Raw genomic sequence first — 16,393 nt, forward strand, 5'->3', positions numbered from 1 at the left:
GGTCAGCGGCGTGTGCGGGCGCGGCCGGTCGTGCCGGGGTCCTCGGCCTTCACACCGGGCAGTTTCACCTCGAACAGGGTCGGCCAGCGTTTGCCGGTCAGCAGCAGCGTGCCGCGCTCGGGAATGAACGCGATGCCGTTGGGCACGTCGTCGAAGGTCAGGGCGTGCCCGGCCTTCGCGGCGGCGGCGCTGGCCTCGCGGGTCAGGGCCGACACGTCGATCCAGGCGGTGACCTTCCCGGTCTGCGGGTCGATCCGCGCGATGCGGTCGGTCAGCCAAACGTTGGCGTACACGCTGCCCTGCACGTACTCCAGTTCGTTCAGGTTCTTCACGGGCTGTCCGGCGTCCGTGACCTGCACGCTGCGCTTGACCCGGAACGTCTTCGGGTCGCGCCACACCAGCGTCGGCGAACCGTTGCTCATGATCAGCGCCTTGCCGTCGGTGGTCAGGCCCCAGCCCTCGCCGCTGTAGCGGTAGCGGCCCGTTTCCTTGAGCGTCGCGGCGTCGAAGGTGACGGCCACGCCGTCCTCCCAGGTGAGGTGGTACGCCACGCCGTTCAGGGCCGTGACGCCCTCACCGAACGCGCCCGCGATGGGGGTGGCGACCTTCGCGAGGACCTTCCCGGTCTTCAGGTCCACGCGCCGCACGCCGGACTGACCGACGACGCCGGTGCTTTCCAGCAGCGTGCCGCTCCCCAGGTACTGCAGGCCCTGCGTGAACGCCGCGCGGTCGTGGAGGTAACGGGCCGTCACGGTGGGCGTCAGGACAGGCGTCGCGACCGACTGGGCGGCAGAAGGGGGCGCCGACAGGGTCAGCAGCAGGCAGGGAAGCAGGAGGGCACCGGAACGCACGCCCACATGGTAGCGGGCCGCGTCCGGGACGCGCGGAGGCGTCTGCCTGCATGCGGGTTGATGAAGGCCGTCCGAAGGTCAGGGACGTGTGGAGGTGGTGTCCAGGGCCTGTTCGGCAGTCGCCCGCACCGTCTCGTGCGGGTCGTCCAGCAGCGGCGTCAGATGCCCGGTCTCGCCCCACTGCCCAAGGGCCCAGGCGGCCGCCTCCCGCACCTCCCAGGCGGGGTCCTGTGCACCGGCCAGGATCAGCGGCCAGCCCTGCGGCGCGCGGGTGTTCCCCAGGACCGTCAGGGCGTTGCGGGCCATGCCCTTGCGCCGGGGGCGCAGGAACGCCGTGCCCGCCCACTGCCGCTCGAACTCCCGCTCGCTGACCCCGAAGAAACGCGACAGGTCCGGGTGCGCCAGTTCCGGGTCGGGTTTCAGCAGCTGCGCCAGGGGCCCCGCCTTCAGGGTCCACGGGCAGACCTCGCTGCACACGTCACAGCCGAACAGCCACTCGCCCATCCCAGGCCGCAGCTCGTGCGGGACCGGCCCGCGGTGCTCGATGGTCAGGTACGACACGCAGCGCCGCGCGTCGATCGCGCGGTCCGGACCGATCGCGGCGGTCGGGCAGGCCGTCACGCAGCGCGCGCAGCGCCCACAGCGGTCCGGGTGCGCCTCCGCCCCGCCGGGGTGCGGGAGGTCGGTCAGCAGGACCGCCAGCGTCACGAACGCACCCAGCCCCGTGCTGACCATCATCCCGGACTTCCCGCGCCAGCCCAGGAACGCCCCAGACGCGAACAGCCGCTCCATGACGGGCCCGTGATCCACGTACCCGCGCGCCCGCACGCCCAGCCGCGCCGCCTCCGCCTCCAGCCGCGACAGCACCGGCTGCAGCTGGTCGTGGTAGTCCGGCGTCCACGCGTAGCGCGCCACGCGGCCCACCCGCACGCCCCCCTCCGGCACGGGCGGCGGCGCGAACGCGTGCGACACGCCCAGCACCAGCACGCTCTGCACGCCCTCCAGGCGCTGAGAAGGATCAGCCCGCACCGGCAGTTGCCGCTCCAGGTAACCCATGCCCGCGTGCCGTCCCGCCGCCAGCCACCCCGCGTACTCGTCCACCGCCGCGCGCGGCACCCGCGCCGGAGCCCACCCGACCGCGTCCGCCCCGAGGCTCAGGGCGAGGTCGTGAAGCATGTCATGGGGCGAGGCGCTCATCGCCGCGCAGTATGCCGCGCCGCCCGAACTGGAAAGGGGAGAGGCCGCACCAGACCAGCGGCGCGGCCCCTCCTGCTGGGCGGTTACAGCGTCTGTTTTGCCAGGGTCCAGGCGCGTTCGAAGACCTCGCCGCGTTCGGGGCGGGCCATCACGCGCGCCAGTCCCTGCGCCAGCGTCATGCTGGGCACGGGCACCTCGCTGACGCGCTGCGTGCCGTCCCAGTGGCAGGCGGCCAGGGCGATGTCGCCGCCCTCGGCCTTCAGGCTGAAGGTCACGCCCTCGCCGCGCAGTTCGACGCCGCACAGGTCGCCGTTCTCGCGGCCACAGCGGCCCATCTTGAACTCCACGGTGCTCAGGTCCGTCCAGCCCAGCGTGCTCGCGATGAAGCCCGCGAACAGCCGCGCCGGGAGGTCCTTCTTCCCGGCGTGCCGGACGGTCAGGTGCGTCACGCGCGGCAGCTGCCGGGCCGCGTCCGGCGAGTCGAACAGCTGCGCCAGCGCCTCACGCCAGCTCGCCGAGCGGCTCCAGCCCAGGTCCGCCAGCGCGTAGTGCCGCGACGGCGGGACGTCCAGCGTCAGGCTGTCCACGATCACCTGATCGGCGATCTCGGTCAGTTCCGCCAGCAGCGTGCCCTCGGGTCGGCTGTCCGCGCCCCACCAGACGTGGTTCACGGTCGCCGGGCGGATCAGCGGCAGGATCGCGCCCTGCAACTGCTCGGGGCTGGCCTCCAGTGTCAGGCGTTCCACGTACAGCCCGCCCGTCTGCGGGACGAGCGCGGCGTGCACGGTCAGGTCGTCGGTGCCGTCCATCACGCCGATGATCTGCCGTCCCGCGTAGCGGCCCTCCAGGCCCGCGAGGGCCTCCTGCACGCGGCCCAGGTGCTTCTTCACGGTCAGGGCGATCATGTTCCCGGTGTAGGCGCGCGTCTCCACGTTCGTCTGCACCCACAGTTCGTCCAGCGTCGCCTGGGCCTTGCGGACGGTGGTGTCCACCGGCCCCAGCGGTTTCAGGTCCGTCGCGTACGTCACGCACTCACCTCCCGGTTCACAGGCGCCGCCAGCGGCGGTCCTCGCCCATCAGGTCGTCGGCCGCGTCGGGACCCCAGGTGCCGGACGTGTAATTCGGGAAGTCCGGCCCCTCGCCCCTGCGCGGCTTGCGGGCCGGGTCGGCGTCCCACTCGCTGAGGATCCCGCTGACGATCTGCCACGCGAGGTCCACCTCGTCCTCGCGCGGGAAGAGGGTCGCGTCGCCCACCATCGCGTCGAGCAGCAGGCGCGAGTACGGGCTCTCGAGCTGCGCGCCGAACGCGTCGTACCGGAAGTCCATGACGACCTCGCGCAGCACCATCTCCTGCCCCGGCGTCTTGGAGCTGAACTTCAGGCTGACGCCCTCGTCCGGCTGGATGCGGAACGCCAGCACGTTGCGTTCCAGGCCGCCGGGGAAGATGCCCAGCGGGGGGCGCTTGAACACCACGGCGATCTCCGTGACCTTCTTCGGCAGTCGTTTCCCGGTGCGCAGGAAGAACGGCACGCCCTGCCAGCGCCAGTTGTCCACCTCCAGCTTCAGTGCCACGTACGTGGGCGTCACGCTGCCCTCGCGCACGCCGGGCTCGTCGCGGTAGCCGGGGACCTTCTCGCCGTAGAGGGTGCCCGCGCCGTACTGGCCGCGCACGGCGACCTCCTGCACGCGCCCGCTGGGGATCTCCTTCACGGCGCGCAGCACCTTCACCTTCTCGTCGCGGATGGCGTCCGCGTCGAACGCCGCCGGGGGTTCCATGGCGGTCAGGGCGAACAGCTGCATCAGGTGGTTCTGCAGCATGTCGCGCACCACGCCCGCCTCCTCGTAGTACCCGGCGCGGCCCTCCAGGCCCAGGTCCTCGGCGGCCGTGATCTGCACGTGATCCACGTACCCGCGGTTCCACAGCGGCTCGAAGATGGCGTTCCCGAAGCGGATCGCCATGAGGTTCTGCACCGTCTCCTTGCCCAGGTAGTGATCGATGCGGTACACCTGCGACTCGTTCCACACGTGATGAATCGCGTCGTTCAGCGCCCGCGCGGAGGCGAGGTCCCGCCCGAAGGGTTTCTCGATCACCAGGCGGCGCCAGCCCTCTGACTCGTCGGCCAGGCCCAGGCGGCCCAGACCGTTGCTGATCGGCTCGAACAGGCTCGGGGGGGTCGAGAGGTAGAACAGGGCGTTCTTACGTCCACCGTGCGCCTCCTCGGCCCGGTCGAGTTCACGGCCCAGCTTGGCGTACACCTCGTCCCCGGCGAAATCCCCGAACTCGTAGTACAGCAGTTCCCGGAACTTCTCCAGGCTGCCCGGCTGGATCGCGTCGGTTTCCTTGCTGTCCTTCAGCGCCTGGATGGCGTAGTCCTTGAACTGCTCGTCCGTCATCTCCTGACGGCCCACTCCGACGATGTTGAACGCACTGCCCAGCAGGCCGTCCTGCCACAGGCCGAACACGGCGGGCAGCAGCTTGCGGCGCGACAGGTCGCCGGTCGCGCCGAAGATCACCAGCGTCGCGGGTTCCGGCGCGCGGTTGCGGCGCATCAGCGCGCGGAAGGGATTGCTGCCGTCCTCGCCGGGGGCGCCCGCGCTGCTTCTGGGGGCGCTCTTCTTGGGGGCGGCTTTCTTCGCCTTCGGGGCGGCGTCGGCCACCCCGACCGCCTGCGCGGCGACCTTGCGGTCCACGTTCTCCTGTACCTCGCTGGCCTTCACGCCACGGGCGCGGGTTGCCTTCGCGGGGGCGGCGCTGGCGGCCTTCTTGGCTGCCGGTTTCTTTGCGGCAGGTTTCTTCGCCGGATCTTTCTTGGCACTGTCCTTTTTGGTGCTGCGGGTCATGCGTCACCCTTCACGCGCTGCTGGCCGGTCTCGCCCAGTTGCTCGGCGGCGCTGCCCTCGCCTGTGCTGGCGGTCTGGCCGATGTTCTCCGGCGCGGCCACCTTGGGGTGATCGCCGGGCGCCACCTCGGGCACCAGGCCCTCCTGGCGGGGGGACTCGATGGTCTTCACGGCGTGCCCGCCGAACGCGCGGCGCATCGCCGAGAGCATCTGCCCGGCGTAGCTGACCTCCTGCTGGCTGCGGAAGCGCATCTGCGTCGCCAGGGTGATCACGGGGGTCGGCACGCCCAGCTCGATGGAGTCGATGATCGTCCAGCGGCCCTCGCCACTGTCCGCCACGTAATCCGAGAGCTTCTCGAACTCGGCCTTGTTCTGCAGCGCCTCGGCGGTCAGGTCGAGCAGCCAGGAACGCACGACGCTGCCGTGCCGCCACAGTTCGGCGATCTGCGCCATGTCGAGGTTGAAGTCCTGGTGCGCCTTCATCAGCTCGAAGCCCTCGGCGTAGGCCTGCATCATGCCGTACTCGATGCCGTTGTGGACCATCTTCACGTAGTGCCCGCTGCCCGCCGGGCCCATGCGGCCCCAGCCGCGGTCCGCGGCGGGCGCGAGCGCCTCGAAGGCGGGCCGCAGGCGCTCGACGGCCTCCTCGGCGCCGCCGATCATCATGGCGTAGCCTTCCTTGAGGCCCCACACGCCGCCGGACGTGCCGACGTCCACGAAGTGAATGCCTTTTTCGGCGAGGTCCTCGGCGCGGCGGATGCTGTCCTTGTAGTTGCTGTTCCCACCGTCGATGACGATGTCGCCGGGCGCGAGGCGCGAGGCGAGGTCGTCGATGACGCTCTGGGTGATCTTCCCGGCAGGCACCATGACCCACACGGCGCGCGTGCCGGGCTCGCCCAGCGAGGCGATCAGGTCGTCCATGCTGCGAGCACCACGGGCGCCCTGACGTTCGATCTGCGCGACGGATTCCTCGCTGCGGTCGTAGCCGGTGACCTCGATGCCACCCTGGGTGAGGCGAAGAACCATGTTGCCGCCCATCTTGCCCAGTCCGATCATGCCTAGTTTCATGGTTGTCCTCCCGGCGTGGAAGCGCTTCCGGCCTTCCCGCCTCAACGTGAAGCACTATACGTCCGCCCCGCCACGTGACGTCCAGGGCAACGCGCAGCTTCAGGGCGCATGAACAGAGCAGTCCTCCACATGACGGCGCCACACCGGAATCCAGTGCCGCCCCGGCGCGACCGGCACGCCCCAGGGCTCCACGCCCACCCGCTCACGTTCTCAAACGGAATCCGGATCAGTCGAAGTCCGGCGCGTTGCCGGTGAACTGCCCGTCGAGCAGGTGCAGCGTGCGGTCCGCGTGACGGGTCAGGCGGTCGTCGTGCGTGACGAGCAGTACGCCCGCCCCCTCCTCCCGCGCGAGGTTCACGAGCAGCTCCGCTACGGCCTGCGCGTTCGCGCGGTCCAGGCTGCCGGTCGGTTCATCCGCCAGCACCGCCGCCGGGTGCGCCGCGAGCGCCCGCGCGACCGCCACCCGTTGCCGCTCGCCGCCACTCAGGACCGCCGGGTACGCGTCCTCGCGGCCCGACAGGCCCACCCGCGCCAGCAGTTCGCGCGCCCTCCCCGGATCGCCCCGGCCCGACAGGCGCGACGGGATCAGCACGTTCTCCAGCACCGTCAGGTCCTCCAGCAGGTAGTGATGCTGGAACACCAGCCCCAGCTGCCCGGCGCGGCGCCGCGCGCGGTCCTGCGTGCCCAGGGTGTCCACCCGCTCGCCGGCCCAGTGCACCTCGCCCTCCTGCGGGGCGTCCAGGCCGCCCAGCAGGTGCAGCAGGGTGCTCTTGCCGCTGCCGGACGGGCCGGTCACGGCCACCACCTCGCCCCGCTGCACGGTCAGGCTCACGCCGCGCAGCACGGTCTGCGGTCCGAACGCCTGCTTCAGGTCACGGCCTTCCAGGGCAGGGGCGGCGGTCGGGGCGGCACTCGGGGCGGTCACGCGGCGCATGCTACAGCGGAACGCCCCGCCGCAAACCGGACCTGCGGCGCGTTTCTCATCTTCACGTTCTGCGGTGCTTCCCGCCCGGTGACTGTTCACGCGTGCCGAGTCAGGCTAGGATGTGCGGGAAATGTCGCGGCTGGATGATCTGAAACGCCTACCTCTCTTTCAGGATGTGCCGCAGGAAGCGCTTCAGGAAGCGTCGCAGGTGACCACCGAACGGCACTTCCGGGCCGGGCAGGTGATCCTGGAACAGGACGCCGAGGGCGAGGCCCTGCACCTGATCACGCGCGGTGTCGTCCGGGTGTCCCGCGTCAGCCTGGGCAGCCGCGAACGCGTCATGGGCGACGTGTACGCCCCGGCGGTCGTCGGCGAGACCGCCGTGCTGGGCGGCGGGGAACGCAGCGCCACGGTCCGCGCGCTGAGCGACGTCACGACCCTGATGCTGTACCGCACGCACTTCCAGCAGATCCTGCGCCGCCACCCGGACGTCCTGTGGAACCTCAGCGCGATGCTCGTGCAGCGCGTCACGTTCCTGAACGACGAACTGATCGCCTTCGGCCTGAACACCGAGGCGGCCCTGAGTCACGTCTTCACGAACCTGTACCAGCAGCGCGTCCGCGCCGGGGTGCCCAACCCCGAGGTGCTGCCCCTGAGCACGCAGGACATCATGGCCCGCATCTCGTCCAGCCGGGAGACCGTGTCGCGCGTCATGCGCCGCCTGCAACAGTCGGACCTCGTGCGCAGCAACGGCCAGCAGGTCATCCTGCTGAACGTGGACGGGCTGCTGGGCATCACCCTGGAAGAATCCGAACAGGGCGAATAGCGCCAGACCCGCCACGTATCAGACGGAATCCGTATCAGTCGTGGTCGTGCGTGCGGTTGCGTCCGGCGCGTTTGGCGTCGTACAGGCGGCGGTCGGCGTCGCCCAGCAGCCGGTCGAACTCGCCGCTGGTGGCCTCGGCCACGCCGATACTCAGGGTGATCTGCATGCCCGGCGCGACGCTGCCCCAGGGGTGCAGGCGGATCAGTTGCTGCAGGTCGTGGCAGCTGGCACTCAGGTCCCCGGCGGGCGCGGCGCGCAGCAGCACGAACTCCTCGCCGCCGTAGCGCGCCGCGATGTCACCGGGCCGCGCCACGTCGAGGATCATGCGGGCCACGCGCTGCAGCACCAGATCCCCCGTCTGATGACCCCAGGTGTCGTTCACGATCTTGAAATGGTCGATGTCGATCAGCGCGGCACTCAGGGGCGTGTGACTGGTGGCGGTCTGCGCGAGGCGTTGCCCCTCGGTGAAGAGGTGCTCGCGGTTGGCCAGGCGGGTCAGGTGGTCGGTGCGGCTCAGTTCGCGGATGCGGGCGTTCAGCGCGCGGAGTTCCTGCAGGTGCGCCTGCAGTTCGGTGTTCCGCTGCCGCTCCGCGCGGGCCTGATCCTGCAGCGACTGGATGCGGGTCAGGATCTCGAAGGTCTGGAAGTTCTGCCGTCGTTCGGCGAGGTGCGTGCGGCGGATGTACGCCAGCGTCTCGCGCAGGTGGTGCAGCGCCCGCGCGGGATCACCGAGTTCCTCGTGCAGCGTGCACAGCTGCTCGTGCAGTTCAGGCAGCAGGACGTGATCACCCAGCGGGCTCAGGTCACGCAGGGCCTCGTCCAGCAGCGTGCGAGCCGCGGCAGGCTCGGTGTGCGCCGCGAGGGTCAGGGCGACCGTGGCGCGCAGTTCCGGGTTGCTGCTCTGGTCGTGCAGTTGCCGCAGGCGACGGTGCGCGCGGCGACGTTCGGCCTCGCTGATCGGCTCGGGCTGAACGAGCAGCAGCGAGGCGAGCAGGCTGGCTTCCAGGTGCGGATGCTGATCCAGGTGCGGGTAGCTCAGGGCGCGCTGCACGTGACGGTGCGCGCCGGGCAGGTCCCCCTCGTCCCGGTCGAACTCGGCGAGGTTCGCGTGGGCGATTGCCACCCCGAAGTCGTACCCCAGCTGCCGGAACGTCCCGAGCGCCTCGGTGATGTACGCCCGTGCCCGCTGCGGGTCGCTCCTGCGTAACTCGACGGCCAGATCGTGCAGGGCGGTCGCGGTGAGTTCCGGGTCGTTGATATGCCGCGCCAGGGACACCTGCTCCTCGTACAGTTCGACGGCCCGGTCGGCGCGGTTCAGGGTGCTCTGCAGCGCCGCGAGAATATTCAGCCCGCGCCCCAGCCACACGCTGGGCTCCCCGAGCCTCAGGGTGCTGATCGCGGCGCTGACCTCCTCGGTCGCCTTCGGGAGTTTTCCCTCCCGCCAGTCGAGGTACCCCAGCAGCACGCTCGCCTGCGCGTGCGCGGGGGTGTTCAGGTGCGCCACGGCACTCTGGCGGGCCAGCGCGGGCGTGGTGTCGCGCTGATCCCAGGCCAGGGCCAGGGTGAGGGGGGAAGGGGGCGCGTCCGGCATGGTCTCAGCGTCCACGATACGTTGTCGGTAGGGGTCCGTGCAGGGCAGGTGCCGCGTCCCCCGTCAGGGGAGGGCCCAGAAAGCCCGCAGGGCCTCCACGACCGCGCCGGTCTTCTCGAACTGCGGCAGGCCGTCGGTGCCCTCGATCCGCACCGCACGCACACTGGGCTGCGCGGTGAACTGCGGCAGGCGGTCGAAGGACACGAAGGCGTCCCTGTCGTACAGCACCAGCGTGGGCACGGTCAGGCGGCTGTACAGGTCGCCGTACGCGTCCGCGGTGAACAGCTGCCCGCTGATGAAGTACAGCGGAGCGTACTTCGCGCCGGGCTGCCGCGTGGTGTCCATGGAGTAGTTCACGAGACCCTGATCGACCGGCCCGCGGAACGAGCGGCTCAGGAAGTACTCGATGCTGATGCGGGTCCGCAGCAGCGCGTACAGCGGCGTGCTGAAGGTATTCAGGCGGTTGTACAGCGTCTGCCCGCCGTCCTCGTTGGTGGCCCGCTGCGTGCCGCCGCGCGGCTGCCCCAGCCCGCTGGGACTGATCAGGGCGAGGCTGCGGATGCGGGGTTCCTGCAGCGCGGCCCGCGCGGCGAACTCACTGCCCAGGCTGAGCGCCACGATGTCCACCTCGCTGCCCAGCTCCGCGACCAGCGCCGTCAGGGCGCCCGTCATCAGGGCAGAGGTGTACTTCACGTCCGGACGGTCGCTGCTGCCGAAGCCCGGCCATTCCAGCGCGTACACCGGGCGCGTCCCGGCGAAGGCGTCCCAGAGGGGTTTCATCTCGTACGCGCTCGCGGCGGCGTTCACGCTGACCGTCAGCACCAGCGGGCGGCCCTCGCCACGCGGATCGGCGTAGTACGCGACCCGCCCGAAGCCCGGCAGGGTCAGGAACCGCCGCTCGCCACCCAGCGCGGGCCGCAGCGTCGGGGCGGCCACCGTCGTCGCAGCGGTGGTCGCGGCGGCTGGGGTCTGTGCCGCCTGGGCGGCAGCGACCGCGCCGACCGTCAGTCCGGCGAGGAGCAGCGAGAGGGTCACGGCGCGGCGCAGTCGGGAGGACGTCATGCCTTCATCCTCCTGGCCCCGGCCGCGCGGAACTGTCCGGGGGCACCCACTGCGCCTTCATGGGTTCTTCGGGGACGGCGGCTGCTCTATGCTGCGCGGCGATGCGTGCCGAACTGCTGTCCCGCGTGCTGTCCCTGCTGCCCGACCCGGCCCACGCCGGGCGGCCCGAACTCGCCGCGTACCACGCCATGCTCCGCGACTACCCCGCACGCGGCGGGAAGGGCATCCGCAGCGACCTGCTGCTCGCCAGCGCCCGCGCGCACGGCGTGCAGCCCGGCCCCGCCTGGGAAGGCGCGCTGTGGCTCGCGGCGGCGCTGGAACTCTTCCAGAACTGGGTGCTGATCCACGACGACATCGAGGACGACAGCGAGGAACGCCGCGGCCGCCCGGCCCTGCACCGCCTGCACGGCGTCCCCCTGGCGATCAACGCCGGGGACGGCCTGCACGCCTACATGTGGGCGGCCGTGCACCGCGCGGGCGTGCCCGGCGCGATGGAAGCGTTCCTGGAGATGATCCACCGCACCGCCGAGGGCCAGCACCTCGACCTGGGCTGGGTGGAGGCCCGCGAGTGGAGTCTGACCGAAGCCGACTACCTGGACATGGTGCGCCTGAAGACCGCGTACTACACGGTCGTCGTGCCGCTGCAACTGGGCGCGCTGGCCGCCGGGGCCGCGCCGCACCCGGACTTCCTGCCCGCCGGCCTGGCATTGGGGGCGGCGTTCCAGATCCGCGACGACGTGCTGAACCTGAACGGCGACCCCGCCAAGTACGGCAAGGAGATCGGCGGGGACCTGCTGGAAGGCAAACGCACCATGATCGTCCTGCACTGGCTGGCGCACGCCCCCGCAGAACAGCGCGGCGCCTTCCTGACGCAGATGCACCGCGTCCGGCCCGACAAGGACCCGGCAGTCATCGCGGACATCCACCGCTGGCTGCTGGACAGCGGCAGCGTCGCCCACGCGCAGGCCTACGCCGACCAGGAGGCCGCAGCGGGCCTCGCGGCGCTGGCGGGAGCGCTGGCGGGCGCCGCGAACCCACAGGCGGCGCAGGAACTGCTCGGCGCCATGCGGACCCTCGCCACCCGCGACCACTGAACCCGCATTTGGATCAGAGGGGGCGGCAGTGCCCCCTCCGTTTCTGTCTGCTCAGCCCCAGGTGAGGGCAAGGGCCTGCGGGGCGAAGCGGGTAAAAGCCTCGTTCAGCGCGCGGATCACGTCGTGGCGGGGCGTGCCGTCCACGTTCAGGTACAGCCCGGAGTTCACCTCGATGCCGAAGGCCGCGCGGTCCGGCGCTGCGTACGCGGCGCTGATGGTGTCGGTCTGCCAGGGCACACCCACCTGCACGTCCGGGTAGGGGGTGCCCGCCAGCACGGGTGCGAAGGCGTCGGCGCAGGCGGCACGCAGGTCCTCCCACGCCGCGTGCGGGAAGGTGGGGGCATCGTCCGTGCCGGTCATCAGGCACAGGCCCGGGCGGGGCGTGCCCGTGTCGTGGCTCAGGGCCGGGCCGCTGGGGGCCATGCAGTGCCCCACGATCAGCAGGTCCGCCTCCCGTGCCTCCTGCGCCACCAGGGCGTGGAACGGGTCCCAGTAGCGGCGCAGGCGGGTCTCGCGCGCCGCCTCGCTCAGGGTGAACTCCGGCGGGTAGAGGGGCTGACGGTCGAAGGTGCCGCGTTTGATCACGCCGTTCTCGTCCCGGTCGTCGCGGTCGCGGTTCAGGTCCACCGCGAAGCGGCTCCAGGCGGCCTGCACGCTGCGCGCGCCCGGCAGGTGGAAGATCAGGTCGGTGTACGGGTCGCCGTCCAGGAACACGCGGCGCAGCAGGGCGTCCCGCGCCTCTGCGTTCAGGAGGTCCGGGCCGAGCATGTCACTCAGCACCTCGGCGGGCAGCGCGCCGGACGGGTGCGGCGTCACGACGAGCAGTCGGTTCAGTTCAGGCACGCCCGGAGGATACGCCCCTCAGCGGGGCCACAGGCGGCCCGTCCACCCGGCGGGGTTGGTGCCCTCGCCGCGCACGCGGATTTCCAGGTGCAGGTGCGGCCCGGCGCTCAGGCCGGTGCTGCCCACCTCGCCGACCTTGTCGCCCCGCCTCACCTTCTGCCCGACCTGCGCCGTGACTTTGCTCTGGTGGAAGTACAGACTCACGACGCCCGCCCCGTGGTCGATGACGACCAGCCCGCCGCGTACCGGGTAGCGCCCGGCGATCACGACCGTGCCGTCGTTCACGGCCAGTACAGGCGTCCCGGCCCTGGCGGGGTAGTCGGTGCCGAAGTGGTACGCGACCGGGCCGCCCGCCACGTACGTGCGCGGCTGCCCGAACGACGAACTCGTCGGCGACACGCCCTTCAGGGCAGGTGCGAAGGGTCTGCTCCAGGCCTGCGGGGTGCGGCGCGCGTACGCCTTCTCCACCAGCGCGTCCTCCGCTGCGCGGGCCGGGTCCACCAGCACCCGGCTCACGCTGGGCGGCAGGTTCAGGTGCTGGATGGGGTCCTCCAGGCCCAGCACCGGAATGCGCCCCCGGACCAGCTGCCCGTCCAGACTCACCTCGTACACGACCGGGGTGGTCTTGCCCAGCACCACGCGGCCCACCACCACGAACTGCCCGGCGCCACCGGTGGGCCGCAGGATCTCGTTGGGCATCCGGACGTCCTCGCCCACCTCGCTGGGGAATCGCACGGTCGCCTGCGCGGCGCGCGGTCCACTCAGGCTGACCAGGAACGCGTCGCCCATCCGCAGGCTGGTCGGCACCGTGATGTTCACACCCGCGATCCGCGCCGTGGCGGGCGTGGGCGTCAGCTGCCCCGCCGGGAGCGGCGCAGGCAGGCCCGGCTTCCCGGTCGCGGTGGGCGGCGTCTCGCCCCTGGCGGGCAGCTGGAGGGTCTGCCCGACCTCCAGCGCGGTGCCGGACAGCCTGTTCAGGCGCAGCAGGGCGTCCACGGTCGTCCCGTTCGCCCGCGCGATCGAGTACAGCGTGTCCCCGGCCCGCACCACGTACGGGGCCGCCAGGGCAGGCAGCGCGGTCAGGAGCAGCAGGGCGGCCAGCGTTCGGCGCGTCATGCGCCCCACCCTACGCGCAGGACGTGAGAAACCACCCCCGGACCCACATCCGGAGACGGCGCCCGCGTACCCGGTCAGTCGAGGTCGATGGTCAGGGTGACGGGGCCGTCGTTCGTCAGGTCGAGGACCATGTGCGCGCCGAAGACGCCCTCGCCGACCGGGAGGCCCAGGGCGCGCAGCGCGGCGTTGAAGGTGTGGTACAGCGCGCGGGCGTGGTCGGGGGGCGCGGCGGCGGTGAAGCTGGGGCGGTTGCCGCCGCGCGTGTCGGCGTACAGCGTGAACTGACTGACGCTCAGGATGCCGCCGCCGATGTCCTGCACGCTGCGGTTCATGCGGCCCTGGTCGTCGCCGAAGATGCGCAGCTTGGCGATCTTGGCGGCCATGGCGTGGGCGGTGGCGTCGGTGTCGCCGGGCGCGACGCCCAGCAGGACGAGCAGGCCGGGGCCGGTCTGCCCGGTCAGTTCACCTTCGACGGTGCAGGTGGCGCGGGTGACGCGCTGGAGGGTGGCCCGCACGTCAGTTCGCGTCGGGGGCGGCGTCGGCGCTGGGGCTGGGCGCGGCGAGACGTTCGCGAACGCTGGCGATCGCGTCGGTCAACAGGTCCGCCTCGGTGAAATCCAGGTTGCCGCGGGTCTTCTCGGCGAGCATGGTCAGGAGTTTCAGGCTGCGCTCGGCGGTCTGGCGGGCGCGGCGTTCCTCGAGCAGCCCGTCGCGGGCGGCGCTGGCGGTCGCGGCGTTCAGGTCGCCCAGGGCGGCCTCGGCGGTCGCCTGCAGGGAGTTCACGAGTCCGACGAATTCGGGGTTCGACATGGCTGGAAGTGTAGCGGCTGCCAGTCGTGCGCCGCCCACCTGCGGGGCAGGGGGCGGCGTGCCGGGAGGGGCCTTCATACGGGTTCCGTCTGTTTCGTTCACAAACCGGAAGGACACCGGTTTGCAAACTCCACGCCCGGAACCCGTTTCTCTCCTGCTCGCTCCGCTCGGGTTGAAAGGTTTGCAAACCTTTCAACCGGAGTCCGGCTCAGCTCAGGCGGGGGCGTTTGCTGCGGGCCTCGCGGCGGGTCTTGGGGTCCAGGCCGACGAGCAGGAAGAAGTTCTCCAGCGCGTTTTCCTGGCCCTTGATGTCGGGGTGTTCGTGTTCGGGGGTGCCGGTCACGAAGGGCAGGGTGCGGTACAGGTCCAGGGCGTGGGTGATGACCTCGTCGGGGCCGTGGTCGTCGGCGAACGCGCCGAGTCGGGTGTAGACCTCGCGGCGGCTCTCGGCGTGTTTCAGGAATGCGTCGGGGTGGGGGGTTTCGCCTGATCGCAGCATGTCCTGCCGGGCGATGCGGCGGTAGTGCTTGAGTCCGGTCTGGATCTGCTCGGTGGAGAGGATTTCCTTCATGCCGTCCTCCAGGGTACCCCGATCGCCACTGGTCGGGCGAGGTGCGGGGCTGGTACGCCGAGTATAGGCAGTCGTCCGGAGGTGCGTGCGGCCCGGCTCATGAGGCGGCTGGGCCTGCGCGTATAGCTGTGTGTATGGTGTGTATGATGCGCGCCGTCAGTGACGTGTGTCGGGCAGGGTGTGCTTCATGCCCTGGAGGGAGGGCGCCGGGCCACCGGAGCGCCTGCGTGAGAACGCTGAGGTTGTGGCATTTTCGGCAAACGCTGCACGGCGCGTGCAGCAAAGCACTTTTCTGGCATCCGGGGCTGTGAGCTGCATTCTGAGAATCATGGCAGAAGGGGCCGGTTTCTGACTCATGAATCAGCAGGCGGGCCGTATAGAGGCCGTATAGGCGCATATTTGACCCCGGAAAGCAGATGAATTAAGGACGAATAAATAAAGGTAGGTTAAACTTTGCCTACCGATGAAAGCGACGCGCATCCTCCTGACCCTCCTGGCCCTGACCGGAACCGCCACCGCCGCCACCTACACCGTCAAACCCGGCGACTCCCTGTACTCCATCGCCAAGAAGGCCGGCGTGGACGCCCCCACCCTGATGAAACTGAACAAACTGCCCAGCACCACCATCCAGGTCGGGCAGACCCTCAACCTGGGCGGCACCCCCGCACCCGCCGCGCGCCCCCAGGCCGCCGCGCCCGCCCCGGTCGCCACCGGCAACGCCACCATCCGCGCCGCGGCCACCCGCTTCCTCGGCGCCCGCTACGTGCTCGGCGCGACCGGCGGCGGCGCACTGGACTGCAGCAGCTACACCATGAGCGTCTTCCGCCAGCTGGGCATCAACCTGCCCCGCACCGCCGCGCAGCAGTGGCGGGTCGGCAGCGCCGTCAGCCGCCGCGACCTGCGCGCCGGGGACCTCGTGTTCTTCAACACCATGGGCCGCACCGCCAGCCACGTCGGCGTGTACCTCGGCGACGGCATGATGGCCAACGCCAACAGCTACCACGGCCGCACCATGATCGAACCCCTGTTCGGCAACCCCTACTGGGCTAACCGCTACGACGGCGCCCGCCGCGTCCTGAACTGAACCACCGCCGCAGCGCTTTCATCGGACCCCCCGCCCCCACCAGGGCGGGGGGCGCTGCTTTGCCCGTCCAGTGAATCCAGCACACCCCGTCCGGTTCAGCGTTCACCGGGCGAACTGAGCGTCACGAACGTCCCCTGGCCCTGATGCGCGGCCGTGTACAGCACCGTCTCCCCGGCGCGGGTCAGGACCGCCTCGGCCTGAATGCCGTCGTCCGGCAGGGCGTGTGCAACCGCGAATCCGCGCGTCGTCAGCAGGTCACGCACCAGGACCGGGTCCCAGCGGGGCAGCGTGAACTGCTCCACGCGCGTCTGACCACTGCGGACCTCGCGCCGCACGCCCCGCGAGGGCGGACACGACGGGATCAGGTCCGCCGGGCGGTCCGCGACACCCCACACCCGCGCCGGGTCCGCGAAACAGTACAGCTCCCCACGCCAGCGGGACCCGGACTGCCACCAGATCACCCCACCCAGCACGGCAAGAATGGCGAGTGCAGCGGCCGCAACAGAGAAACGCAT

The 16,393-nt window shown here is 71.0% G+C and carries 17 protein-coding genes; 3 read left to right on the top strand and 14 right to left on the bottom strand.

All coding sequences use genetic code 11. The features are described 5' to 3' along the window. Positions 1–2: 2 nt before the first annotated feature. From EXW95_RS16640 to EXW95_RS16665, 6 genes are all read right to left on the bottom strand, one after another. The gene (locus EXW95_RS16640; RefSeq protein ID WP_174368388.1) at positions 3–851 is read right to left on the bottom strand and encodes a glutaminyl-peptide cyclotransferase; all 849 of its coding nucleotides are present in this window, start codon (positions 849–851) and stop codon (positions 3–5) included. Between the two features lie 78 nt (positions 852–929). After that, the gene (gene queG, locus EXW95_RS16645) at positions 930–2,048 is read right to left on the bottom strand and encodes a tRNA epoxyqueuosine(34) reductase QueG (protein WP_174368389.1); all 1,119 of its coding nucleotides are present in this window, start codon (positions 2,046–2,048) and stop codon (positions 930–932) included. Between the two features lie 83 nt (positions 2,049–2,131). Further along, positions 2,132–3,076, bottom strand: coding sequence for a glucose-6-phosphate dehydrogenase assembly protein OpcA (locus tag EXW95_RS16650; protein ID WP_174368390.1), 945 nt, complete (start codon positions 3,074–3,076; stop codon positions 2,132–2,134). A 16-nt stretch (positions 3,077–3,092) separates the two neighbouring features. Then, positions 3,093–4,889 carry a glucose-6-phosphate dehydrogenase gene (gene zwf, locus EXW95_RS16655; protein ID WP_174368391.1) on the bottom strand — a complete coding sequence of 599 codons (1,797 nt, stop codon included), beginning with the start codon at positions 4,887–4,889 and terminating at the stop codon, positions 3,093–3,095. Further along, entirely contained in the window at positions 4,886–5,956 is a 1,071-nt protein-coding gene (gnd, locus tag EXW95_RS16660; protein WP_174368392.1) for a phosphogluconate dehydrogenase (NAD(+)-dependent, decarboxylating), read from the bottom strand. Before gnd ends, zwf begins: the two co-directional genes overlap by 4 nt. A gap of 226 nt (positions 5,957–6,182) precedes the next feature. Next, positions 6,183–6,890: an ABC transporter ATP-binding protein gene (locus EXW95_RS16665; protein ID WP_174368393.1), complete on the bottom strand. Its 708-nt coding sequence runs from the start codon at positions 6,888–6,890 to the stop codon at positions 6,183–6,185. A 121-nt stretch (positions 6,891–7,011) separates the two neighbouring features. On the opposite strand from EXW95_RS16665, the gene EXW95_RS16670 reads away from it, so the two are divergent. Continuing rightward, on the top strand, positions 7,012–7,707 hold the full coding sequence (locus tag EXW95_RS16670; protein WP_174368394.1) for a Crp/Fnr family transcriptional regulator: 696 nt from the start codon (positions 7,012–7,014) through the stop codon (positions 7,705–7,707). Between the two features lie 34 nt (positions 7,708–7,741). Here the strand turns inward: EXW95_RS16670 and EXW95_RS16675 are convergent, their stop codons facing one another. Next, positions 7,742–9,298, bottom strand: coding sequence for a GGDEF domain-containing protein (locus EXW95_RS16675; protein ID WP_174368395.1), 1,557 nt, complete (start codon positions 9,296–9,298; stop codon positions 7,742–7,744). A gap of 63 nt (positions 9,299–9,361) precedes the next feature. Next, on the bottom strand, positions 9,362–10,360 hold the full coding sequence (locus tag EXW95_RS16680) for an alpha/beta fold hydrolase (RefSeq protein ID WP_174368396.1): 999 nt from the start codon (positions 10,358–10,360) through the stop codon (positions 9,362–9,364). Between the two features lie 101 nt (positions 10,361–10,461). Here EXW95_RS16680 and EXW95_RS16685 point away from each other — a divergent pair, with 101 nt between their 5' ends. Further along, positions 10,462–11,454 carry a polyprenyl synthetase family protein gene (locus EXW95_RS16685; RefSeq protein ID WP_174368397.1) on the top strand — a complete coding sequence of 331 codons (993 nt, stop codon included), beginning with the start codon at positions 10,462–10,464 and terminating at the stop codon, positions 11,452–11,454. Between the two features lie 51 nt (positions 11,455–11,505). Here the strand turns inward: EXW95_RS16685 and EXW95_RS16690 are convergent, their stop codons facing one another. The 5 genes from EXW95_RS16690 to EXW95_RS16710 all read right to left on the bottom strand — a co-directional run bounded on the left by EXW95_RS16690 (position 11,506) and on the right by EXW95_RS16710 (position 14,794). After that, positions 11,506–12,297 carry an N-formylglutamate amidohydrolase gene (locus EXW95_RS16690; protein ID WP_174368398.1) on the bottom strand — a complete coding sequence of 264 codons (792 nt, stop codon included), beginning with the start codon at positions 12,295–12,297 and terminating at the stop codon, positions 11,506–11,508. Positions 12,298–12,315: 18 nt separating this feature from the next. Further along, positions 12,316–13,413 carry a M23 family metallopeptidase gene (locus EXW95_RS16695; RefSeq protein WP_174368399.1) on the bottom strand — a complete coding sequence of 366 codons (1,098 nt, stop codon included), beginning with the start codon at positions 13,411–13,413 and terminating at the stop codon, positions 12,316–12,318. A 74-nt stretch (positions 13,414–13,487) separates the two neighbouring features. After that, complete coding sequence (gene dtd / locus EXW95_RS16700) at positions 13,488–13,928, bottom strand: D-aminoacyl-tRNA deacylase (protein ID WP_174368400.1); 441 nt, start codon at positions 13,926–13,928, stop codon at positions 13,488–13,490. Position 13,929: 1 nt separating this feature from the next. Beyond that, positions 13,930–14,223: a DUF1844 domain-containing protein gene (locus EXW95_RS16705; RefSeq protein WP_174368401.1), complete on the bottom strand. Its 294-nt coding sequence runs from the start codon at positions 14,221–14,223 to the stop codon at positions 13,930–13,932. 208 nt (positions 14,224–14,431) lie between these two features. Continuing rightward, complete coding sequence (locus tag EXW95_RS16710; RefSeq protein WP_058976254.1) at positions 14,432–14,794, bottom strand: hypothetical protein; 363 nt, start codon at positions 14,792–14,794, stop codon at positions 14,432–14,434. Positions 14,795–15,257: 463 nt separating this feature from the next. Between EXW95_RS16710 and EXW95_RS16715 the strand changes: the two genes are divergently transcribed. After that, the gene (locus EXW95_RS16715; protein WP_174368402.1) at positions 15,258–15,878 is read left to right on the top strand and encodes a LysM peptidoglycan-binding domain-containing C40 family peptidase; all 621 of its coding nucleotides are present in this window, start codon (positions 15,258–15,260) and stop codon (positions 15,876–15,878) included. Positions 15,879–15,973: 95 nt separating this feature from the next. Here the strand turns inward: EXW95_RS16715 and EXW95_RS16720 are convergent, their stop codons facing one another. Next, positions 15,974–16,393 (bottom strand): hypothetical protein, encoded by a 420-nt coding sequence (locus EXW95_RS16720; RefSeq protein ID WP_174368403.1) that lies wholly within the window; start codon positions 16,391–16,393, stop codon positions 15,974–15,976.

The organism is Deinococcus sp. JMULE3 (genome assembly GCF_013337115.1).
Classification (GTDB): domain Bacteria; phylum Deinococcota; class Deinococci; order Deinococcales; family Deinococcaceae; genus Deinococcus.